The sequence below is a fragment of the Pseudoalteromonas sp. MM17-2 genome, assembly GCF_022347945.1.
Taxonomy (GTDB): domain Bacteria; phylum Pseudomonadota; class Gammaproteobacteria; order Enterobacterales; family Alteromonadaceae; genus Pseudoalteromonas; species Pseudoalteromonas ruthenica.
Genome location: NZ_JAKRFV010000018.1, coordinates 33,599 through 52,649 on the forward strand (window position 1 = coordinate 33,599; position 19,051 = coordinate 52,649).

At 48.4% G+C, this 19,051-nt stretch carries 17 protein-coding genes; 4 read left to right on the top strand and 13 right to left on the bottom strand.

Annotated features, from left to right (window positions below):
- Positions 1 to 9 precede the first annotated feature (9 nt).
- The 13 genes from MHM93_RS14060 to galU are packed head-to-tail and all read right to left on the bottom strand — an operon-like array spanning position 10 to position 14,170.
- Positions 10 to 1,032 carry an acyltransferase gene (locus tag MHM93_RS14060; protein WP_239449490.1) on the bottom strand — a complete coding sequence of 341 codons (1,023 nt, stop codon included), beginning with the start codon at positions 1,030 to 1,032 and terminating at the stop codon, positions 10 to 12.
- On the bottom strand, positions 1,029 to 2,237 hold the full coding sequence (locus tag MHM93_RS14065; RefSeq protein ID WP_239449491.1) for an aspartate-semialdehyde dehydrogenase: 1,209 nt from the start codon (positions 2,235 to 2,237) through the stop codon (positions 1,029 to 1,031). Before MHM93_RS14065 ends, MHM93_RS14060 begins: the two co-directional genes overlap by 4 nt.
- Positions 2,227 to 3,306: a glycosyltransferase family 4 protein gene (locus tag MHM93_RS14070; RefSeq protein WP_239449492.1), complete on the bottom strand. Its 1,080-nt coding sequence runs from the start codon at positions 3,304 to 3,306 to the stop codon at positions 2,227 to 2,229. The genes MHM93_RS14065 and MHM93_RS14070 overlap by 11 nt, the downstream gene beginning before the upstream one ends.
- A gap of 2 nt (positions 3,307 to 3,308) precedes the next feature.
- A complete protein-coding gene (locus tag MHM93_RS14075) occupies positions 3,309 to 4,634 on the bottom strand; it encodes a phenylacetate--CoA ligase family protein (protein ID WP_239449493.1) in 1,326 nt (441 codons plus the stop codon).
- Complete coding sequence (locus MHM93_RS14080; protein ID WP_239449494.1) at positions 4,635 to 5,642, bottom strand: hypothetical protein; 1,008 nt, start codon at positions 5,640 to 5,642, stop codon at positions 4,635 to 4,637.
- Entirely contained in the window at positions 5,642 to 6,484 is an 843-nt protein-coding gene (locus tag MHM93_RS14085) for an AAC(3) family N-acetyltransferase (RefSeq protein WP_239449495.1), read from the bottom strand. Before MHM93_RS14085 ends, MHM93_RS14080 begins: the two co-directional genes overlap by 1 nt.
- Positions 6,468 to 7,715 carry a VpsF family polysaccharide biosynthesis protein gene (locus MHM93_RS14090; protein ID WP_239449496.1) on the bottom strand — a complete coding sequence of 416 codons (1,248 nt, stop codon included), beginning with the start codon at positions 7,713 to 7,715 and terminating at the stop codon, positions 6,468 to 6,470. The genes MHM93_RS14085 and MHM93_RS14090 overlap by 17 nt, the downstream gene beginning before the upstream one ends.
- Positions 7,708 to 9,126: a lipopolysaccharide biosynthesis protein gene (locus tag MHM93_RS19450; RefSeq protein ID WP_239449497.1), complete on the bottom strand. Its 1,419-nt coding sequence runs from the start codon at positions 9,124 to 9,126 to the stop codon at positions 7,708 to 7,710. The genes MHM93_RS14090 and MHM93_RS19450 overlap by 8 nt, the downstream gene beginning before the upstream one ends.
- Positions 9,119 to 10,267 carry a VpsD family glycosyltransferase gene (locus MHM93_RS14100; RefSeq protein ID WP_239449498.1) on the bottom strand — a complete coding sequence of 383 codons (1,149 nt, stop codon included), beginning with the start codon at positions 10,265 to 10,267 and terminating at the stop codon, positions 9,119 to 9,121. The genes MHM93_RS19450 and MHM93_RS14100 overlap by 8 nt, the downstream gene beginning before the upstream one ends.
- Entirely contained in the window at positions 10,264 to 10,809 is a 546-nt protein-coding gene (locus MHM93_RS14105) for a serine acetyltransferase (RefSeq protein ID WP_138509604.1), read from the bottom strand. Before MHM93_RS14105 ends, MHM93_RS14100 begins: the two co-directional genes overlap by 4 nt.
- Positions 10,809 to 12,062 carry a UDP-N-acetyl-D-mannosamine dehydrogenase gene (gene wecC / locus MHM93_RS14110; RefSeq protein WP_239449499.1) on the bottom strand — a complete coding sequence of 418 codons (1,254 nt, stop codon included), beginning with the start codon at positions 12,060 to 12,062 and terminating at the stop codon, positions 10,809 to 10,811. The genes MHM93_RS14105 and wecC overlap by 1 nt, the downstream gene beginning before the upstream one ends.
- An 11-nt stretch (positions 12,063 to 12,073) precedes the next feature.
- Positions 12,074 to 13,207, bottom strand: a complete 1,134-nt coding sequence (gene wecB / locus MHM93_RS14115) for a UDP-N-acetylglucosamine 2-epimerase (non-hydrolyzing) (RefSeq protein ID WP_239449500.1) — start codon at positions 13,205 to 13,207, stop codon at positions 12,074 to 12,076.
- Positions 13,208 to 13,243: 36 nt separating this feature from the next.
- Positions 13,244 to 14,170: a UTP--glucose-1-phosphate uridylyltransferase GalU gene (gene galU, locus MHM93_RS14120; protein ID WP_053910850.1), complete on the bottom strand. Its 927-nt coding sequence runs from the start codon at positions 14,168 to 14,170 to the stop codon at positions 13,244 to 13,246.
- Positions 14,171 to 14,480: 310 nt separating this feature from the next.
- On the opposite strand from galU, the gene MHM93_RS14125 reads away from it, so the two are divergent.
- From MHM93_RS14125 to MHM93_RS14140, 4 genes are read left to right on the top strand one after another with little or no spacing between them, the layout of a single operon-like run.
- Positions 14,481 to 15,065: a transglutaminase-like cysteine peptidase gene (locus MHM93_RS14125; RefSeq protein WP_275444263.1), complete on the top strand. Its 585-nt coding sequence runs from the start codon at positions 14,481 to 14,483 to the stop codon at positions 15,063 to 15,065.
- A 7-nt stretch (positions 15,066 to 15,072) separates the two neighbouring features.
- Positions 15,073 to 17,049, top strand: a complete 1,977-nt coding sequence (locus MHM93_RS14130) for an EAL domain-containing protein (RefSeq protein WP_239449501.1) — start codon at positions 15,073 to 15,075, stop codon at positions 17,047 to 17,049.
- A gap of 17 nt (positions 17,050 to 17,066) precedes the next feature.
- Positions 17,067 to 17,555: a hypothetical protein gene (locus tag MHM93_RS14135; protein WP_151174012.1), complete on the top strand. Its 489-nt coding sequence runs from the start codon at positions 17,067 to 17,069 to the stop codon at positions 17,553 to 17,555.
- Between the two features lie 14 nt (positions 17,556 to 17,569).
- Complete coding sequence (locus MHM93_RS14140) at positions 17,570 to 18,919, top strand: O-antigen ligase family protein (protein WP_239449502.1); 1,350 nt, start codon at positions 17,570 to 17,572, stop codon at positions 18,917 to 18,919.
- The last annotated feature ends 132 nt before the right edge of the window (positions 18,920 to 19,051 follow it).

Here is a 19,051-nt window from a genome sequence, read left to right on the forward strand (position 1 = left end):
GATTTCTCCTTAATATCCGGCAATATAGCGACTGTATCGCTTGCCGATAAGCCGTTGACCAATAGTGAGCGCACTGCACGCAAGCGCAAGACACAGCGCCATTGCGACCACGGAGCTAAGTACATAGCTAAAGTGTGCCAAGGGTTTGGTAAGTAGATACAACTCGTAGGTAAACAAGCCGTGAATAAAGAAAATGCCAAAGCTCATCATCGCCAATTGTGACAGCGGCTTGAGTAAACTGGGGTGTCGTTGCAACCACTGCTCTACGCGTAAATCGCTTAATAACAATAACAACACACAACTGAGCATCGCTTTTTGCACAAACAGCCAATCAACTCCATACAACCCTAAGCGTGGATGATGAGCATTGCCAAACTGCTGTAAATGCAGGCTTTGATATAGCCATACGCCAGTAGCAGCCACAGCTAAGCTGACTATCAATGCTGTCGATACTGGTCGACAGCGCTGCAGCTTTTCACAGCTCAAACCCAGTAAAAAAGCAGGTAAGAAATAGAGTAAATTGTGTGCGAGATGGGTCAGTTCTTGCGGGCGCCCAATACGCATGGAGAGGTAGCATAAGGGGATTAGCACTAGGGCTTGCAACCAAAGCGGCTGAGCATGATACAGTTTGAGCATTGGTGTAAGCGAGAACATCACCATAATAAAGGGCACATACCAAAGCGGGAATAACGCTCCCCCTAAGCCCACCTCTATAAGCTGATAATCTTGGCAGTACAAACCTAAGGTGCATTTAGAATACGCTTTGGTAAGCGCCAATAAAGAGATGCACACAAAAGGTGGAATCAACAGCGCCTCTTTCTTGCGCATAAAATCAGTCCAGCACTGCTTCGGCCAGCTGATATGCGCCGCTAAAAAAGCAGACAAAGCAACAAAGAATACCGATGAATTAGCGACCAAATTTTTATATAGATAGTCAACAGCAGTTTTGTCGTCGCCCATCAATGAGGTGTGCTGCGCGACGACTAAAATAATCGCCAGTGAGCGCATTGCGTCAATCCCAGCAAGCCTCACGCTGCCTCCTGCTCAACGCGGGGACGTTGCTGCACAAGCGCCAATTCACTAAAGCTGTAATACACCCAGGCCTGGGTCCAACGCATATAATTGACTTTATTGGTGTAGCGTTTGCCTTTTTGATACACAAAACGGCCACTGCGCTGCTCGTAGAGCAACTCCACGCTGCGGGCCAGTATTTTACCCGCCAATGCCAATTGCTCGGCATTGGGGTTAACCTTTAGCAAAGTTAATAGCGCCTGGCAGACGCTGTGCATATCCAGTGGGTAGGGATTATCGTGATAGTACTTCGCCGTGCCTTGGCTATCAAACAAGTGCTCAGTATAAAACTGCAGACCACGTTCTATCGCCGCGTCAAACTCTGTCGTTTGCAATTGCGAACGCACAATATCCAACGCCTCGAGATTATACCCGGTGTGAAAACCGTCAATGAACTGATGATGATGACGTGTTCCATAGACCCACGCGCCCTGCTCATTTTGTGCCTGTACTGATTGTCGCGCAACCTGCAAGGCTAAGTCGCCGTATAAGCTGTCATCATAGTACGCAGCGTAGGTCGCCACCCAAGCCGCAGCCCACAAACTGGCATTGTGTACGAATGCCGACTCACCTGGAATATAGGCAAAATAGCATTGCTCTCGCCCCTGTTCGTCCGTGGTCTGCGTATATAAATGGTTTACCATAAAGTGGGCGCTTTGCATTGCACACTGTGTATACTTATCTTGCTTCGTCACTTGCCCAAAAGCATGTAAGGCTTTGGCAACATACAGGGTGGTGATCACATTGGGCTTGCCTTTGGGCACATAAAACGCCCGGGCATTCCAGTCAAAGTGATACCCCCAGCAAGGCGCTCCCCACTGCTGCTCGTCGCATTTCTGCGTAAGTAACCAGTCGGCTAAACGTTGTGCCTCATGCACGTACTTTTGCTCACCACTGCGCTGATAATCATTCACCAAGCCTAAGATAAATAATGCCACGCCTTTGGGGTTGCGTTTCTTGGGCACCAAGCATAAGGGCCTGAAGTTGATGGGCGAGCGTTTGAACAGCTGCGTCCATGCCAGCCCGAATACGCCCTTGCGCAACATAGGAGCAACAGAAAACAGTCGGCTGTTCAGGCCATCAAAAGGGTCATAGCCGGCATAATCATCCGCTTGCGCTAAATTTAAAGTTTGCTGAGCCAGTGTATTAGCAGTTTCAGTGTTCATCGTGTAGCTCCCGGTACAGGGCGTCTAACTGCGGGATCACCGCCTGCTTGGAAAAGTTGTCTTCAAAGCGTTGTTTCGCATTAGCGGCTAATCGCGCGTTAAGGCCACGATCGCCAATGGCATTGATGAGCAACTGGGCCAACGCTTTAACGTCACCGGCAGGACACATCAAACCGCTATGTTGATGTAGCAAGGCGTCAGGTATGCCTCCGGCATTAGAGGCGACCACGACTTTTTGCGCAGACATGGCCTCGAGCACCCCCATAGGAAAGCCTTCGTTGTAGCTAGGCAGGCAATAAATATCCGCTCGCGCAAGATAGTCGAGCTTTTGCTCACCACTGATCCACCCTAAAAAGCTAACATCCTGCTCTAATCCTAATTCAGCAACCTGAGCTTTAAAGGTGGCCATATCACCATCGCCACCGAGTGCTAAGCGTGCGTTAGGACACTGTTTTTTTACCTCAGCAAATGCCGTAATTAAATCTCCAACCCCTTTGCGCTGGCCTAGACGGCCCAAAAATAGAATCAATCCAGGCTCGGTGCGCTCAGTCCCTAATTGCAAAGAGTCCACGGCGTTGTATATCACTTGTACTTTACTGGGGTCATTAACTAAGCTCTCAACCCAGCTTTGCCACTGTGTGGAGAGCACAATCACCTTATCAGCGAGTTCGTAAGTGTGACGAATATGGGCTTGTTTTCGCGCGTCACATTCGTTTTCGAAGAATTCACGAAATTCAGCGCCATGCAAATGCAACACAACCTTCACTCGAAAGCGTTTTAGCAATCTAATAAGCAGCGATTTGCGTTGATAACTGCCCCGCGATGCCATATGGATATGTGCCACCGCCACACGGGAGCTCAATAGAGTCCACGCTGTTTGGATATAGGCGAAGAGAAAAGTAAACAGCCGTTTTAGGCCCAACTTTGACGTGTCACGCTGATGGGTGGCGATATGCTTTACATGCCAGCGGGAGAAAAACCCCGAAGATTCCAACGTATGCAAGACCGTAGCTATACCGCCTTGGCCGCCTCGCGCGGTGGCTAACGTAATGTTTTTGTACTGTTTCATCCTCATTCCTCAATGCTACAAAGCGCTTGGCGTACTTTGCCCGATGCGGTTTTTTCTAGTTGCGATACCGGTGTTACTTTCACCTGCATGCTTTGACCCAAGCGCTCCTTGGTATTGCTTATTAATTGCTGGCGCTGGTGCTCATCAAAGCGCCTATCATCTATTTGCACTCTAACCTCAACCGCGCCTGGGTGATGTTGCACAAACTGACACCCTAGTAAGCCGTCAACCCCTTTAGGAATATGGTTAAGCACGTAGACCTTCTGCCCTTGTTCAGCCAGCAAGTAATCCCCTTGGCGGCCCTCAATGGCGCTGATAACAGGATAATGACGACCACAGGGACAGCTTTGTTCATCGCTCAGCTGGACAAAATCGCCCGTGCGATAGCGAATGAGTGGAAATAAAGAGTTGTTAAGGTTACTTCCGATCAGTTCATAACGATTACCATCGATATGGTGCAGCTCAACTTCAGCGTAATCGTTGAGAAGGTGGTAGTTACCATGCTCACAATTGGCGATCGCTGCAACACGCTCAAATAGACCATACCAATCAAATACTTTGCACTTAAAGCGTGACTCAATCAGGGCTCTGTCTTCGGCGCTTAAAGATTCTGATGAGGTGATGACTGACTTTAATGGCGCGGGGTAATAGGTATCACAACTTTGTAAATATTTTGCCAAGCTGACAATCGACGACGGGTAGGCTTGGATAACATCGACACCAAATTCGACCATGGCGTCGATGTAGCTCGCCATATTAGCTGTGGTTAAATGAAAGGAAGACAGCATGATCATATCTTCGAACCACGAATAACGCCAAAACGGCGCCTTTCGTTGCTCACCTGGGACAATCATATCTCCGCGAAGCCACGCTCGCTTATCTCCTTTTTGATACCCCGCCCACTGTCGGTGGCGATTAGTAAAAGCTCGCTCACGCATGACCGACTCTTTCGATTGGTAAATCACTAAAGGACTGCCTGTGGTGCCACTGGTTGCCCCTTTGATCTTGACCCCTTGATGTTCGGAGTCTAGAAAATCACGATGCTGAGCTTTGACAGTGGCTTTATCAATCACACTGTATTGCCCTAAATCAGTGCCTTTATCGCGATAAAAAGGGACTCGGCGAGCCGCGTGTGTAAGCATTTTTTTAAGCCGCGCTTGGCGATAGGCATCGCATTTGTGCACATCGTATTGCAACTGTTCAAGCTGCGCTGTTAGCGAGCGAGTGTGTCGGTTATCTCGCAGCTTCTGACGTAAACCACCGTAGACCGAGGCCAACACATTTTGCAGCCAAATCGGACTGCGCTTGTACATACGAGAGGTATACATTTACACCGTCTCCCGCGCATCTGAGAGAGTGATAAATTGACCCTGACGCTGTGCTCGTTTAAGCGTGTATGTAAAAGGAGAAAACCATGAATAGTCTTTGGCATGTCCAATAAGTACGGTGGTAGACAAGCACTTTTGCTGCGCCAAAGCTAAAAATCGCTGTACTTGTGCTCGACTACTTAAACACACATCGAAGTTACTGTTTGTCAATTTGTGTGGCTGCAAAGGGGCTGCCGGCTTAACGCTATGTTGATAACCAATGTGCTTTAATTTTTTATTAAATAACCGCGTGTATAAACGTGCCAGAGAGATTTTTTCTGGTAACGAGCTGCGCAGCGTAAGCAACGGGTACTCGATGACTTGTGTAGGCTCATCACTGCCGGGCATAGGATGAGGTAAGAATGAGTCACAATCGGTGTAGTCGTATTGACACAAGGCCTTATTGGCGTAAAAGCCCGGGCACAAAGATGATTCAGTATCAAAGCCTGCAGCGCTTAGCGCTTTCACACTCTGCGGATTAAAGCCGACATTGTAGCCACCTGCACGAAATGCATGACAACGATATTCGCTGTTGAGGGGCTGAATTAATGCTTCCAGAAAGGCTTTACCGGCGAGCAATAAATCAAGCTGACCTGGGGTGCCATCAGCACTGGTGCGATAAGGCAAGGCAGAAAATCGCCACCAGTCAAAGTTGAGCTGCCATTGTCCTTGACGGTACTGTGCCTGATACCATTGAGGGTGCAGGTGTAATTGTAAGTCGTGACCTAGAGACACCATACGCTCGAGCTGGGCTTTAATATGCTTGGCATCGTCGATAAAAAGAGCGTTGCCGCTGTCGGCTTCTTTAAAAATCGCTTCGAGCTCAAGATATTCGATGAAAAAAGTAGCGCGTATTCCCAAACGTTGCATGGTTTCGAGCATTTTGTCTGTGGGCGCGACCAAGTGCTTAAGCACATCGCCCTTGCCACTGCCAAACAACTCATAATCAAACGTCAAAATGTACTTCATTAGCTCTTCTTCCTTGAGATGTTTTGCGCGAATAGCTGCTGGCATTGCGGCAACAGTTTAGAGTTGTCGATAGCATAACAAGGCGAAACTAAACGCTGACTTAAGGTAACCAATTGGGGACAATGCAAATCAAAAAATGTGCTCGACTCCATCAGCGGCTCGCGAATATCATGCACAAAAGTGGTTACGCGATGTTGTTTGCCTTCATAAATCACCGTTGCTGCAAAGGGCTTGTCGCCATAGAGATACCCCAGGTCTTGCTCGTACAGGTCTTCAGCACAGTGCACCATCGAGCAATTACGTACGCCCAAACCGATGGACTTGGAGTGCTCCAATTGTGCTAGCAAGTAATAGGGGCTGTGCGCATCATAAGGCGTCTGGCTGCGCTGGTGATGAGCGGTAATTAGTCGGCTGTGCTGGCCCCAAGCGGCAACGGCTTTGATAGGGTGGATACTGATGTGGCTGTGCTCATCATCAGCTAGAGTTTGCGCCAATACCCCGGTGCCACAGCGCATATGTGCGCTATCAAAAATACGTCCGGCCTTTAGCCAATCTTGCGACAACCCTGGCGGGTAAAATGGCATGGCCAAGGTCCCTGTAGGGCCGACAATTTGCTTTAGTAGCTCGAGCAATTGCTTGGGAGTAAAATCAGCATGCAAAAACCCAAAACCACAGTGCACTAACAATGCATCCCCTTGCGCTATCTGCAAATCATCGAGCAACACCGCTCGCATCTGCGCCAGCGTGGTTTTAGGTTGCGCGTTAAAAGCCTGACGTTGGCGACGGTACTTTATTTGCCGTAAATAGGCATAAATAGACGATGACTTAAGTCGCGCAAGCATGGCTAGCTCCTTGGGCCCGAATCGATTGTTGGGCTTTTTGTTGAAGTTTTAAAGCACAGAACAAGGCACAGTAAAGTAGTAACAATACCGGTGTTTTTGTTGTTAATGAGTTATTGGTTACCCCCACAATCATAAACACACCAATCGCGGTACGGCTGACTAAGTTCCCGTGATAAAAGAAATAACCTAGAGGCAAGAAAGCGGCGATAAAAAGCGGCACAGCACCAATCAAGCCAAAATTAAAAATCCATCCTACGAGGTAGTTTTCAATAACCGAGATATCGATATAAAACTCGATAGCAGCCATCAAACTCGCTGAGGCGCCGAACACCCACTCTTTTGGGCTTAACTGCTCAAGCAGATAAAACACATCTAGACGCGCTGTAGCACTGTGATCGATATACATTTTCGAAGTGATACGTTCCGTGATCCCCGACTCAATAAGCACCACAATAAAAGCAATAAAGGCGAAATAGCCGAGCATCATAAGTACCGCTAGATACCGCCTGTCAACGGCCACACCACGGGTTAAAAATCGCCACAATGCGGGCACGGCACACACCAAGGCGCCAAGGCAAAAGAGTGCTAACGCTGCCCGCCCACCAAAAGCAAACAGCGCCAAAATCACTAGGCCGATATAAGCAAAAGCAGGGAGTCGAGTGTAGGAGCAGAGCAACAAGGCTAAAGCCACGGTGATCAGGGCATTGTTCAGGGGGTGCGTCATCAATGCGGTTGAGCGAAAAAAAGCAAAGGAGTCAAACTCAACGCTTACAATACGAGTATTTAATACGTACTCCCCTACGGCAAGTAAGGAATTAAACAGCAACAAGTAAGCAAGTAGCACCAAAATACGCTGCAACTGCGAGTGTGATAATTGCGCGAGTAGCACTAACAACAACAATGGCGCTAAAAAGGTATTAACCATATAGGCCATGCCTGACGTGCCTTGTGTGGCTAGGCCATAGACGATAACAGCGCTTAGAGCGATAAATGACCACCACCAAATAGACGCTAACTGACCTAATTCAGCAACACTTGCTGCCATGCCTCTGCTCAACACCAATAACCCAAATAACGCCAGTAAAATGTATGCATAAAGGTGTATTTTAACCACCGGCGAGCCGCCTTCTGATACGTAGGCAATACCGAGGTTTTCAAGCAGGTAGCCACCGAGTACCACCGCACTGAATAAGGCTAATTGTAGGTATTTTGCTAATTTAATCTCAGACACTGCGCCGCCTCCAGTTGAGGCTTTGGCTACGTATAGCGAAAGTATTGAGTAACCAGTGCATCAGCGCATAGGTCGTGATCCCTACCAGTACACCAATAACAAGCTGCTGCCAAGGCGCAAGTGATACAAGGTTTTTCAACAATGTATAAAGCACTGCGCCCATCACCGTTGTCGCCAGTAACGTTTTATAAAGCTGTGCTGGCCAGGTAAAGTGGTAACGGTAATAACGCCCAGTTATCAACGACAGCAACGCTGCGACACACATAGCAATAAGCAACGCCAATGCAGCACCTAAAGCACCTAGCTTGGGTACCCATGTAAACGCTAAAGCGAGCTGCAAGGCAAAGCCCACAGCAGTGATCAGCGGCAGCCATTGAGTGCGCAACCTAAACTGTAAGCCATGGTCTAAATAGTGGCCGCGTAGATTCAAAATAAAGGTGGCGGCGGCAATAGCATAAAATACGCGTAAATCTAGCTGCTGATAGCGCTCACCTAAAAACACAGTGATCAGCGGCTGTGCCAGTAAACACAGCCCGGTCAGCGCCGGTATCGCTAACGCACACAAATACCCACCATAGCGGCTATGAGCCTGACGCAATTGCTGCGGTTTGTCGGTGAGTTTGGTCAGCTCTGGATACAACGGCAAAGCCACGACCATAAACACCAGTGCCATTAAGCCCACTAACAAGTTGGCTATGCCGGCGTAGAGCCCAGCTTGCTCTAACGAGGTAAGCTGAGCAATGACGATACGGTCACTGCGCGTTGCCAATACTCCGAGAGCACCGGTAAACATAAAAGGCAAACCATAGTGTAGAAACTCTCGGCGCAGCACCGGTGTGCCCTTATGTCCCTGAGGGTTTCTACGCAAAGTAAATAACAAGGCGATGGCGTTACTCGCTACCAAAGCAATTAAGGCGCTATGCAGGGCACCATCAAGCCACAGGCAACCCAAGGTAAGCGCCACGGATAACACCGCTTGGGTCAAGGCCGCATAACGATAACGATTAACTTGCTCACACACTCGAGCGCGCTCAAGGTAGTAGGTGTATGTTCCTTTGGCAACGAACAGCAGAGCAACCCAAAGCATATTGCTCCATGAAAACAGCGAAAACACCCACAAGCATAAGGCTACAACCAGTACTGCTACCGCTGCAAATAACCATAACAACGAGCTACTGAGGCACAAAAGCTGCTCACGCTCTGGACTTTGTGCACTGGGGTAAAAGCGTAGCAGTGCGGTGTTAATCCACTGCGCAAACATAGAGCGTGTGCTTTCCATGATCACCAGCAGTACTGCCAAAAGACCGTATTCGCTTACCGTGAGAAACCGAGTTTGTATAGCTATGAGCGCAAACACACTCAATGCTGAAAATATCTGTACTGGGGCGTAGCTGAGTAATTTATTAAACACCCGCTAGCTCCTTGTACAACTGCTGATACTGGGCATTGACTCGTTGCGCCGAAAAAGCGTCGGCGATGAGCTGAGGCTCAGCACTGCCGCTATCCTCGAGCACCTGACTAACCCTTTGCACCGCAGCGTCGATATCATTGCTATCGATAAAGGCGCCACCCGCACTGATGAATAACTGTGGCTGCTCAGCCAATACACCCACGCGCGTCGAGACCACGTTAAGACCAGCAGCAACCATTTCCAAGGGGGCCAAGCCAAAAGTTTCCTCTTGTGAACAAAACAAGCCCACATGTGCTTTGGCATAATGCTGCGCCACTTCAGACATTGATAAGGCACCGGTAAATTGCACGTTAGCCGAGATCCCAAGTCGCTCGATTTGAGCGTCTAACTCCGCTTTATAGTCATGATCACGTACCGGGCCGATAATACACAAATTCACCTCACGGCTTTGATTTAGCTTCGCCACAATATCAATAGCGACATGAATGCCTTTTTTCCGGTGGATCATTGCACAGGTCACTAAGGTGAGGGTGTTAAACTTCTCTATTGACGCTGTATTTACAGCAAAAAAAGTGGGATTAATGGGGTTTGCAACGACCTCTGCATTTATTCCCGTTTGCTGGGCAATACACTGTCGCAGCTGCTCGCCTACACAGGTAACTTTATTCGCCCTATGGCGTGACAAGCTCGGCAGAATACGCTCATAGAGCAAGTCATTGAGCATCGACACTGACTTACGTCCTAACTTTCCAAACGAATGCACTGTCACCATTTTCGCAATGTGTTTGGGCACGCCAAGCAACAACGACCAATAATGACTGTGCACCACATCCGCACGGTGTGCCCTGCAAAACTTGCGCACTTGCCAGCACTGATAAATCACACCAGGTACTGGCACTCCCGCGATCTTGCCCTTGCTAGGTACAAAGGTCACATGCACTTGTTCGCTTAAGCGATAACGCGTGAAATACTCTGCTGAAGACTGACCAACTTTCAACGCGAGCACTTCGTACTGACACCCGGGCGTTGGCGTCGCGATGAGTGCTTGCAATAACTGCTGGCACACACTATCGACGCCTCCGGCGTTATCGCAGCCCCAGTCAATGGTGCTTAACGGTGCAACAATCACTACTTGGGTCATGAATTAACCTGCACTGGATTTGCAATATAGGTTGCCTCACCATGTTCGCGCACCACTTTAGCCGGGTTCCCGACAACAGTGGCATGCGCAGGTACATCCTTGATCACCACAGCTCCCGCGCCTACCTGAGCACCATCGCCAATGTGTACGTGTTCAACCACACTGGTGTGTGGTCCAATGTATACATTGTCACCAATATGCGCTGCGTGACCATGGTTTGAACCAATCACGGTATAAGGGCTTAAATTACAGTTAGCGCCAATTTTAGCGCTGGCATTAACAATAATGCCGGTACCATGACCTAAGTACAGCCCAGGCCCGACCTGCACTTCCTTGGGTAACTGAATCTGATACCGTACTGATAAATGTTTATGCATCAATCGCGCAAAGCCGCGCACCAGTGCGCTGCGAGCACGACACAAGCGAAACCAAAACACATAGTTGAACGAGGGGTTCACTAATAAATGCTTGATCAGTAACACCCTAGAAACCCGCCCGGTTTGCCGATATAAATCGGCCTTAATGAGCTGCTTAGGTGTCATCACGCCAACACACCTCGGGTATCAATCACCACTTTACGGGCAAACTCGGTTTTGTCGGCATTTTTAAATTGCTTATGATCAACCAGTACAACGACGATATTTGCAAGCTCTAGCGCCTGCTCCAAGGAAGTCAGTTCAACCCCTTGAGCACCAAGGTGACTAGGAAGCTCATCGATGTTCGGTTCAACAGCCAACACGGCGCCGATTTGCTGTTGCGCTAAGTCACTGACAATGTCTAAAGCGGGGCTTTCTCGTAAATCGTCAATATCAGCCTTAAATGACAGACCAAGGCAAGCAATAACCGGGCGTTTAAACTCATCCGCCGCTTGCTTTATTTGCTCAACCACATAGCTTGGCTTGCCGTCATTGACCAAGCGCGCTTGTTTAATCAGCTTTGCCTGCTCGGGAGCACTGCTCACAATAAACCAAGGGTCGACTGCGATGCAGTGACCCCCCACCCCTGGACCGGGATTAAGGATATTGACGCGGGGGTGGCGATTGGCCAAGCGAATGAGTTCCCACACGTTGATTTTTAGCTTGTCACAGATCAACGATAATTCGTTGGCAAAAGCGATATTCACATCGCGGAAAGAGTTTTCGGTTAACTTAGCCATTTCTGCGGTGCGTGCATTAGTGATAATACACTCGCCGCGAACAAAGTTTTCATACAGCTCAACGGCGCGTTTTGAGCATGCTTGCGACATACCACCAATGACGCGGTCATTGGAAACTAGTTCCTGTAGTACGTAGCCAGGTAGTACGCGCTCTGGACAATGGGCAATTTTAATATCTGCGTTGTCACCCACTTGCTGTGGAAAGCTCAAATCTGGACGCGCTTCGCTTAACCAAGCAGCGAGTTGTTCGGTGGCCCCAACCGGAGAGGTCGATTCAAGAACCACTAGATTGCCTTTTTCCAGCACCGGCGCAATCGCTTGCGCCGCACTTTGGATATAACTTAAATCGGCCTCCACTGCTCCACTGTCATTATCTTTAAAGGGAGTGGGCACCGCGACCATAAACGCATCCGCTCGCTGAGCTTCGGTCGTTGCTCGCAGATTGCCGGTGGCAACCACACCGCGTACCACAATGTCTAAATCAGGCTCAACGATATGGATTTTTCCTTCATTAATGGTATCCACTGCTTGCTGATTTACATCAACGCCAATGACATTAATGCCACGCGAGGCGACAACGGCGGCGGTAGGCAGGCCGATATAGCCCAAACCGATAACTGAAACTGTGTCAAAATTCATAGTAACTATCCTTATTGGGCATGAAAGTGAGCGCCGATGACATCGGCAATACGTTGACTGGCTTGACCATCACCGTAGGGGTTATGAGCACGGCTCATGCGCTGGTAGGCCTGCTCATCAGTCATTAAACGTTCAACGGCAGTGAAAATGGTTTGCTCGTCAGTGCCTACCAGCTCGACTGTGCCCGCCGCCACCGCTTCTGGGCGTTCGGTGGTATCACGCATAACTAATACAGGTTTTCCAAGGCTTGGCGCTTCTTCTTGCACGCCGCCAGAGTCAGTTACAATAAGGTGCGCACGATTCATTAAATAAACAAAGGGAAGGTAATCCAATGGCTCAATAAGTGAGATATTTTCCAAGCCTTGGAGCAAACGATTAACCGGCTCACGCACTTGCGGATTCATGTGCATAGGATAAACAATCCGGCTTTGTGGAAAGCGCTTAGCAATGCGCGCCAATGCCTGACAAATACGCTCGAAGCCGCCACCGAAACTTTCTCGGCGATGCCCGGTCACTAAAATCACTTTCTCGTCTGCGGCCAATGCTAATTGCTGCTGCAACTGTTCGCTAAGACTTGGCTCGGTATTGACCTTATCGACAACATCCAGCAACGCATCAATCACCGTATTACCGGTTACGTGCACGTTGCTCGGGTCAATATTTTCCTTCAACAAGTTGTTCTTTGACGTGTCTGTTGGCGCAAAGTGCAGCTGTGTCAATGCGCCTGTAAGCTTACGGTTCGCCTCCTCAGGCCACGGCGAATATAAGTTCCCGGTGCGCAGCCCTGCCTCAACATGGCCGACGGGAATTTGCTGATAGAACGCCGCCAAACTCGCCGCAAAGGTGGTGGCGGTATCACCATGCACTAATACGATATCGGGTTTAAATTCATCAAGCACAGGAGCTAAGCCCTGCAAAATACGACATGTCACATCATTGAGTGACTGCCCTTTTTGCATAATATCAAGATCATAGTCGGCTTTAATGGCAAAAAGGGCCATAACTTGATCGAGCATTTCTCGGTGTTGTGCCGTGATACACACGCGCGCTTCAAAGCGAGAGTCATTCGCCAAGGTTTTCACTACCGGCGCCATTTTGATTGCCTCAGGACGTGTACCAAATACACTCAGTACCTTAGTGGCCATATAAATCCTCTAATTTTTTAATTCGCTTAACAGGTGTTATGCCGATGCGCTGGCACTGTGCTTGGCTTGCTCGATGGCTAACATGCTTTCCAGTGCAGCTTGAAATTCGCTGCCAAACTGTTGGCTGCGCATGGCATAGTGCACATTGGCAATCATGTATCCGAGTTTAGAGCCACAGTCATGAGAGCGACCCTTCAAATGGAATGCCTCCACGGTTTGAAGTTGGCGAAGCTGATGTAGGGCATCGGTTAATTGGATTTCGCCACCGGCTCCTGGGGGCGTGTGTTCGAGCAGATCCCATGTTTGCGCACTGAGTACATAACGGCCGGTTATCGCCAAACGGCTTGGCGCTTGTTGCTGTGAGGGTTTCTCTACCATGTCACGAATAACAGCGCTGTCACCCGCATGAATCGTCTTACCATCAATGTCTACGATGCCATATTTGTCGACATCAGTGGCTGCTACAGGCTCAACCATGATTTGCGAATGCTCACTGTGCTCAAAACGTGCAATCATCTGCGCAAGGTTTTCGCTGCGCAAATTACACGCAAACTCATCAATAATCACATCAGGCAGTAACACCGCGAACGGATTTTCACCAACGATTGGACGCGCTGCTAATACCGCATGGCCTAACCCTAGCGGCTTGGCTTGGCGTACTGAAATGATAGTGACATCGTCTGGCACAATGCTGCGCACCTCTTCGAGCAAGCTACGTTTGACTCGTTTTTCCAACGTCGCTTCGAGCTCAAAGCTGGTGTCAAAGTGATTCTCTACTGAGTTTTTTGAGGAATGAGTCACCAGCACAATTTCCTTGATCCCCGCCTCAACGGCTTCACGGACCACATGCTGGATAAGGGGTTTGTCCACTAATGGGAGCATCTCTTTAGGGATGGCTTTGGTCGCTGGGAGCATACGTGTTCCGAGACCTGCGACCGGTAATACCGCCTTTTGCACTTTCATATATATTTCCTTTGAAAACGGTGTGAGTGGCAAAACACTCAGTGAGCCCACTCCGTCCTTGGCACTGCACATCTAGTCGATAAGTACTAAACATTGTACTTGTTAACAAATAGATTTCAATAACTAGCACCAAAGAATTAGATTAAGTTTTTATTTCGCGTGTACCTGTTGTACATTTAAGTGATATCATTCTGGGAATGAACGCAAACTTATAAGGGACTGCAAAATTGTAACCGGAATCAAAACAGCAGTAAGATTTGCTGTCGCAGTCGCCTTAAGTTGCACGGCTGCATTGACCTACGGACAATTGTTGCAGCCGCAGCAGCTCGTTGAGTACGTGCAAAATAAAGGGAACATTAGCGCATCAAGGCGAGCCCAACACTGGCTAAAGATGCTTGTTATGCAGCAACATGCAGATGCATGGCGCCAGCTGCAGAGCGTCAACCAGTTCTTTAATGAAGTGGTGGCCTACCAAAGTGACGAAACGCTATGGCATCAAAGTGACTATTGGGCCACACCGGCTCAACTGCTGATCCAAGGTGCCGGTGATTGCGAAGATTACGCCATCGCCAAGTTTTTTACCTTGGTTAGTTTAGGCATCCCCGATGAGCAGCTACGCTTAATGTATGTGCGCCATTTAACGCTTGATCAACCACATATGGTAGTGCTGTATTTTGATGGTCAAGATGATGAGCCTTACGTACTTGATAATTTTGATAATCGTATTGTCAAAGCCAGTGAACGCGAAGATTTAAAACCGATTTATAGTTTCAATGGCCAGGGATTATGGTTGGCTAAAGCGCAAAACCTCAGTGGCCAAGCCACTGGCAGTCGAGTGTCTGCTTGGGAGGAGTTGATTAAGCAGATCGAACAGGAATCAGCGAACAAGGAGTGAAAAGTCAATGAACAAACCAAGGATGAGTTTACAAACTCAAGTCTATGCCCTCATCGTGTTACTGGGAATCATCACTTTTGCAGTGAAGTTAAAGCTTAGTAGCGAACAAACCCAAGCCTTTTATCAGCAGCAAATGGCGACGCACGCTCGTGATACCGCGACCAGTTTAGGTCTGGCTATTTCACCCTATTTAAATGAGCGCGAGATGATGGTGGCACGCACCATGGTTCAAGCTATTTTTGACTCTGGTTACTATGCTCAGATAGAGCTTAAGGATGATCAAAATAAGTCGCTTGTTAACCTCAATCACAACCCCAAAATACAAGGGGTGCCATCATGGTTTATGCGCCTATTTCAGCTCCAAGCACCGACCTACACCAAGGAGCTCAATAGTGGTTGGAAAGTGGGTGGCTTTTTAAGTGTCACTACACATCCAGGTGCTGCATACATCGAGCTTTGGCAGCAGGTGAAACAAGCGGCAATCAGCTCAGCAATGATTTTAGTGATTGCTCTGAGTCTTGCTTATTTCGTGCTGCGCTCGGTATTCAGGCCACTGCGCAAAGTAGAACAGCAGGCACAACGCATTGGCCAAAAACAGTTTGTTCAAAACAACGCGAGTCCGAAATCTCGAGAGCTGTTCTCAGTCACAAAAGCGATGAATGACATGGTGACAAGTATTCAGCGTACCTTTGATGCGTTAACCAAACAAAGCGATGCCTACTACCGCCAAGCGTATCGTGATGAGTTAACTGGGTTGGGCAATCGTCGCGCCTTTGATAATCAACTTAGCGCCGTGACTGAACAGCTGCAAGATGAGCATACCCACAGCGTGGCAATGGTCACCTTGCCTAGCCTGCAATTAATTAATGAACATCATGATTACCGTCAAGGTGACGCCTACGTGCTCGCGGTGTTGGAAGTCATCAAACGCTACCTCACCCACCTAGGTGACTACCATATCTATCGCATTAGCGGTGGTACATTCACTATTCATATGCCCTACCCTTGCGACTTTGTTGCTGAAACATTATCGCGCTTGCACCACAGCCTTCAAAAAGAGCAACACCATCGTTATGAGAAGGGCTTTGCACATCTGAGTATCGCCTCCGTTAACAGCAGCAGTACCGTGGGCAGTATACTGAGTGAACTGGATACCGCCATTTCAACAGCAAGCCCTGACAAGCCGGCAATGTGTCACACACACAATCTAGTGCAATCGCAAAGCCAATGGCGAGAGACCATTGTGAGAATTATTGAGCAAGGTAATTTTAGTTATTCATTTCAACCCGTTCGCAAACAACAGCAGCAGCAAGCCCATTATTTTGAGACCTTCGTGCGCATTAGCGACCAAGGGAAGTCTATTGATAACCAACAACTATTTGCCATGGCTGAGCGCCTCGGCTTAGCGTGTGAGTTAGAGAAAAAGCTATTCCAAGCTTTTATTAACTTTCGTAATACCCATACAGAGTTAGCCCTTGCAGTAAACCTAAGTAAAGAGGCGTTTTACAATGAAGATTTTATTACTTGGGTGTGTCGTCAGGCTCATCATTACGGGTGCTTACGCCACAACACGGTGTTAGAAATAGGTGAAGCCACCCTATTGGCCGACATCGCCATGGCCAAGAATGTGTTGGCGCGACTGAAAGCATTCAATATTAAAGTGTGTATAGAGCACTTTGGTTCCAGCCTTACCTCATTTAGGTATTTGCGTGACCTCAATATAGATTACGTGAAGGTGGATGCGGCCTATACCAAGGACTTACAGCAGAACGATGATGCACTTGCTTTGTTACGCTCCATAGTCACCACTTGCACAGGTATTGGAATAAAAACAATTGCCTGTCATATCGAAAATGCGGTGAGTTTTGACAAAGCCATGCAGCTACAGTTTGACGGCCTGCAAGGAAACTACATAAAGCCGCCGATGCAATTAGAAGAAGGCCCCGAACAGGCTATCTTCAACTTTCAAACACGAACATTATAGCGATAAAGGAGTCGATCATGAAAAAGACCGGTTTAGTGCTGTGCATAGGGATGATATGCGCCATGATGATAGGCAATGCGCACGCTGTCGAAGCGACCGCTAAAAGCGATGCGATTATTACTGAGGCTATCGACCAAGGGCAGCCACTCAGTGAACAAATTACCGCACTTATGAGCCGCTACCCAGCATTAAATGCGGCTTTGGTTAATTCTGCTATCACTGCTGTTGGGGCTGATACCCGCGCAGCCAATGAGCTATTTTCCCGAGCCCTAGTCCACGTGGGCGTGACCTCAGATGAGGCCATGAATATCGTTGCAGCGGCGCTCAGTGCTGGCATGAACCCTGATAATGTGACCGCGTTAGCTATTGCCAACAATATGGATGCAACCTTAGTGTCACAAGCAACTGCAGCAGGGCCAGCAACAGCCCCAAACTTCGCACCATCCCCCATCGTCGGTCTCGGTGGTTCAGGCGGGGATGGCGGAATTTCTGAGTCAAACCAATAAGCGTTGATTCTTCAGTGTTAAGCCTGTCTCTGAAGACATCCGAAAGCTCGGATAATCGCCTTAAAGCGCATGGTTCACGTGCTATCTTTGGGCTGCTACTCATCATCTTATTTATAGCCCCCTTTTTATTAGGGGGTTTTCGTCTTTGGGCCAGTGCATTATTGTGCCTAGCTATCGCTGTAGTCAGCGCTTTGCATTGTGCTTATGCTGTGACGACTCAACAACCGCTATGGAATATAGATAAGACGCACCGCTGGCTTATCATCCCCATGCTAAGTTGTGTGTTTGTAGTGGCTATGCAGGATGTACTAAAGCTGAGCGCCAGCCCCGGTGCGACCAGGCATGCTTTGCTGGTCACGGTAGCACTGACCCTCTACGCCGTTTTGCTGCTCACTTACTGCACTAGCTATCAACGATTGCGGGCACTGGTTGTGTTATTGGTGATAACCGGGTTGGTGCAGGCAAGTTATGCCTGTATTTTGGTGTTAAGCCCAGACTTACCTAGCCTAGTCTTACAGTGGCAACGCAACGATAAAGCCTTCGGTAGTTTCACCTACCAGAACTTTTTAGCTAATTACCTTGGTTTGGTTTTAAGTTTAGGCGTTGGGCTCATCATCGCTCAGCTAAGCACCGGGCAAAATCCTCTCAGCTTTAAACGTCTGATCCAAGTATGGTTAAGCCCCAAACTAATGATTCGCTTAGCATTAATGGTTATGGTCATCGCACTTATCCTGACCCGTTCACGCATGGGCAATGCTGCTTTTTTCATTGCCTTGGCCTTAGCCTGTTTATTAGCACTGTTTTTTTACCGCAAACCCTCAAAGCAATTTAAGTGGTTAATTTTTAGTTTTTTCGTGCTTGATTTCATTCTTATTGGCGCACTGTTTGGGGTTTCCCAAGTGAAGGAACGTTTGAGTAACACCGCTTTGCTTTTCGAAAGCCGTGATGAAGTGCTTCGTGACGCATGGACACTGCTGTTCGAACACCCTTTTTTAGGCCATGGTGCGGGGAGTTTCTACACTGTATTTCCAAGTGTCCAACAAGGGCCCTACTCAGGATATTACGATAACGCCCATAATGACTATCTGCAGTTTTTAATTGAGCTTGGTTGGCCTGCTAGCATTGCCTTGGCAGTGGCGATTGGTGGTTGCTTATGGGTCTCGGTACAAGTAATGAAAAAGCGCAGAACGCGGCTTTATCAGGGGCTCGCATTCGGAGCAATCGCCGCCATTATATTTATGTTATTGCACGCAAGTGTAGATTATTCCCTGCAAGCCATGGCCAATGCGCTCACTTTTATTACCGTGTTATGTATTGGGCTATTATGCAAAACCTTATCACCGCCTGTGCTTGCCCGTAATTAGCGTTTATACACTTACTTACATTTGAATGTTGGCGAGGCATTAAAAGTTATGTCACTGTAAAGAAGTCATCTTGGGCCTGTACTTGCGTGAGTCGCTGGCCCCAAGGTAAATACCAGTGACAATACATAACAA

Excerpts from the sequence above, each read along its gene's own strand:
- MHM93_RS14065 (WP_239449491.1), bottom strand. The coding sequence starts at position 2,237 with ATGAACACTGAAACTGCTAATACACTGGCTCAGCAAACTTTAAATTTA.
- MHM93_RS14070 (WP_239449492.1), bottom strand. The coding sequence starts at position 3,306 with ATGAAACAGTACAAAAACATTACGTTAGCCACCGCGCGAGGCGGCCAA.
- MHM93_RS14075 (WP_239449493.1), bottom strand. The coding sequence starts at position 4,634 with ATGTATACCTCTCGTATGTACAAGCGCAGTCCGATTTGGCTGCAAAAT.
- MHM93_RS14080 (WP_239449494.1), bottom strand. The coding sequence starts at position 5,642 with ATGAAGTACATTTTGACGTTTGATTATGAGTTGTTTGGCAGTGGCAAG.
- MHM93_RS14085 (WP_239449495.1), bottom strand. The coding sequence starts at position 6,484 with ATGCTTGCGCGACTTAAGTCATCGTCTATTTATGCCTATTTACGGCAA.
- MHM93_RS14100 (WP_239449498.1), bottom strand. The coding sequence starts at position 10,267 with ATGACCCAAGTAGTGATTGTTGCACCGTTAAGCACCATTGACTGGGGC.
- MHM93_RS14105 (WP_138509604.1), bottom strand. The coding sequence starts at position 10,809 with ATGACACCTAAGCAGCTCATTAAGGCCGATTTATATCGGCAAACCGGG.
- wecC (WP_239449499.1), bottom strand. The coding sequence starts at position 12,062 with ATGAATTTTGACACAGTTTCAGTTATCGGTTTGGGCTATATCGGCCTG.
- wecB (WP_239449500.1), bottom strand. The coding sequence starts at position 13,207 with ATGGCCACTAAGGTACTGAGTGTATTTGGTACACGTCCTGAGGCAATC.
- galU (WP_053910850.1), bottom strand. The coding sequence starts at position 14,170 with ATGAAAGTGCAAAAGGCGGTATTACCGGTCGCAGGTCTCGGAACACGT.
- MHM93_RS14130 (WP_239449501.1), top strand. The coding sequence starts at position 15,073 with ATGAACAAACCAAGGATGAGTTTACAAACTCAAGTCTATGCCCTCATC.
- MHM93_RS14135 (WP_151174012.1), top strand. The coding sequence starts at position 17,067 with ATGAAAAAGACCGGTTTAGTGCTGTGCATAGGGATGATATGCGCCATG.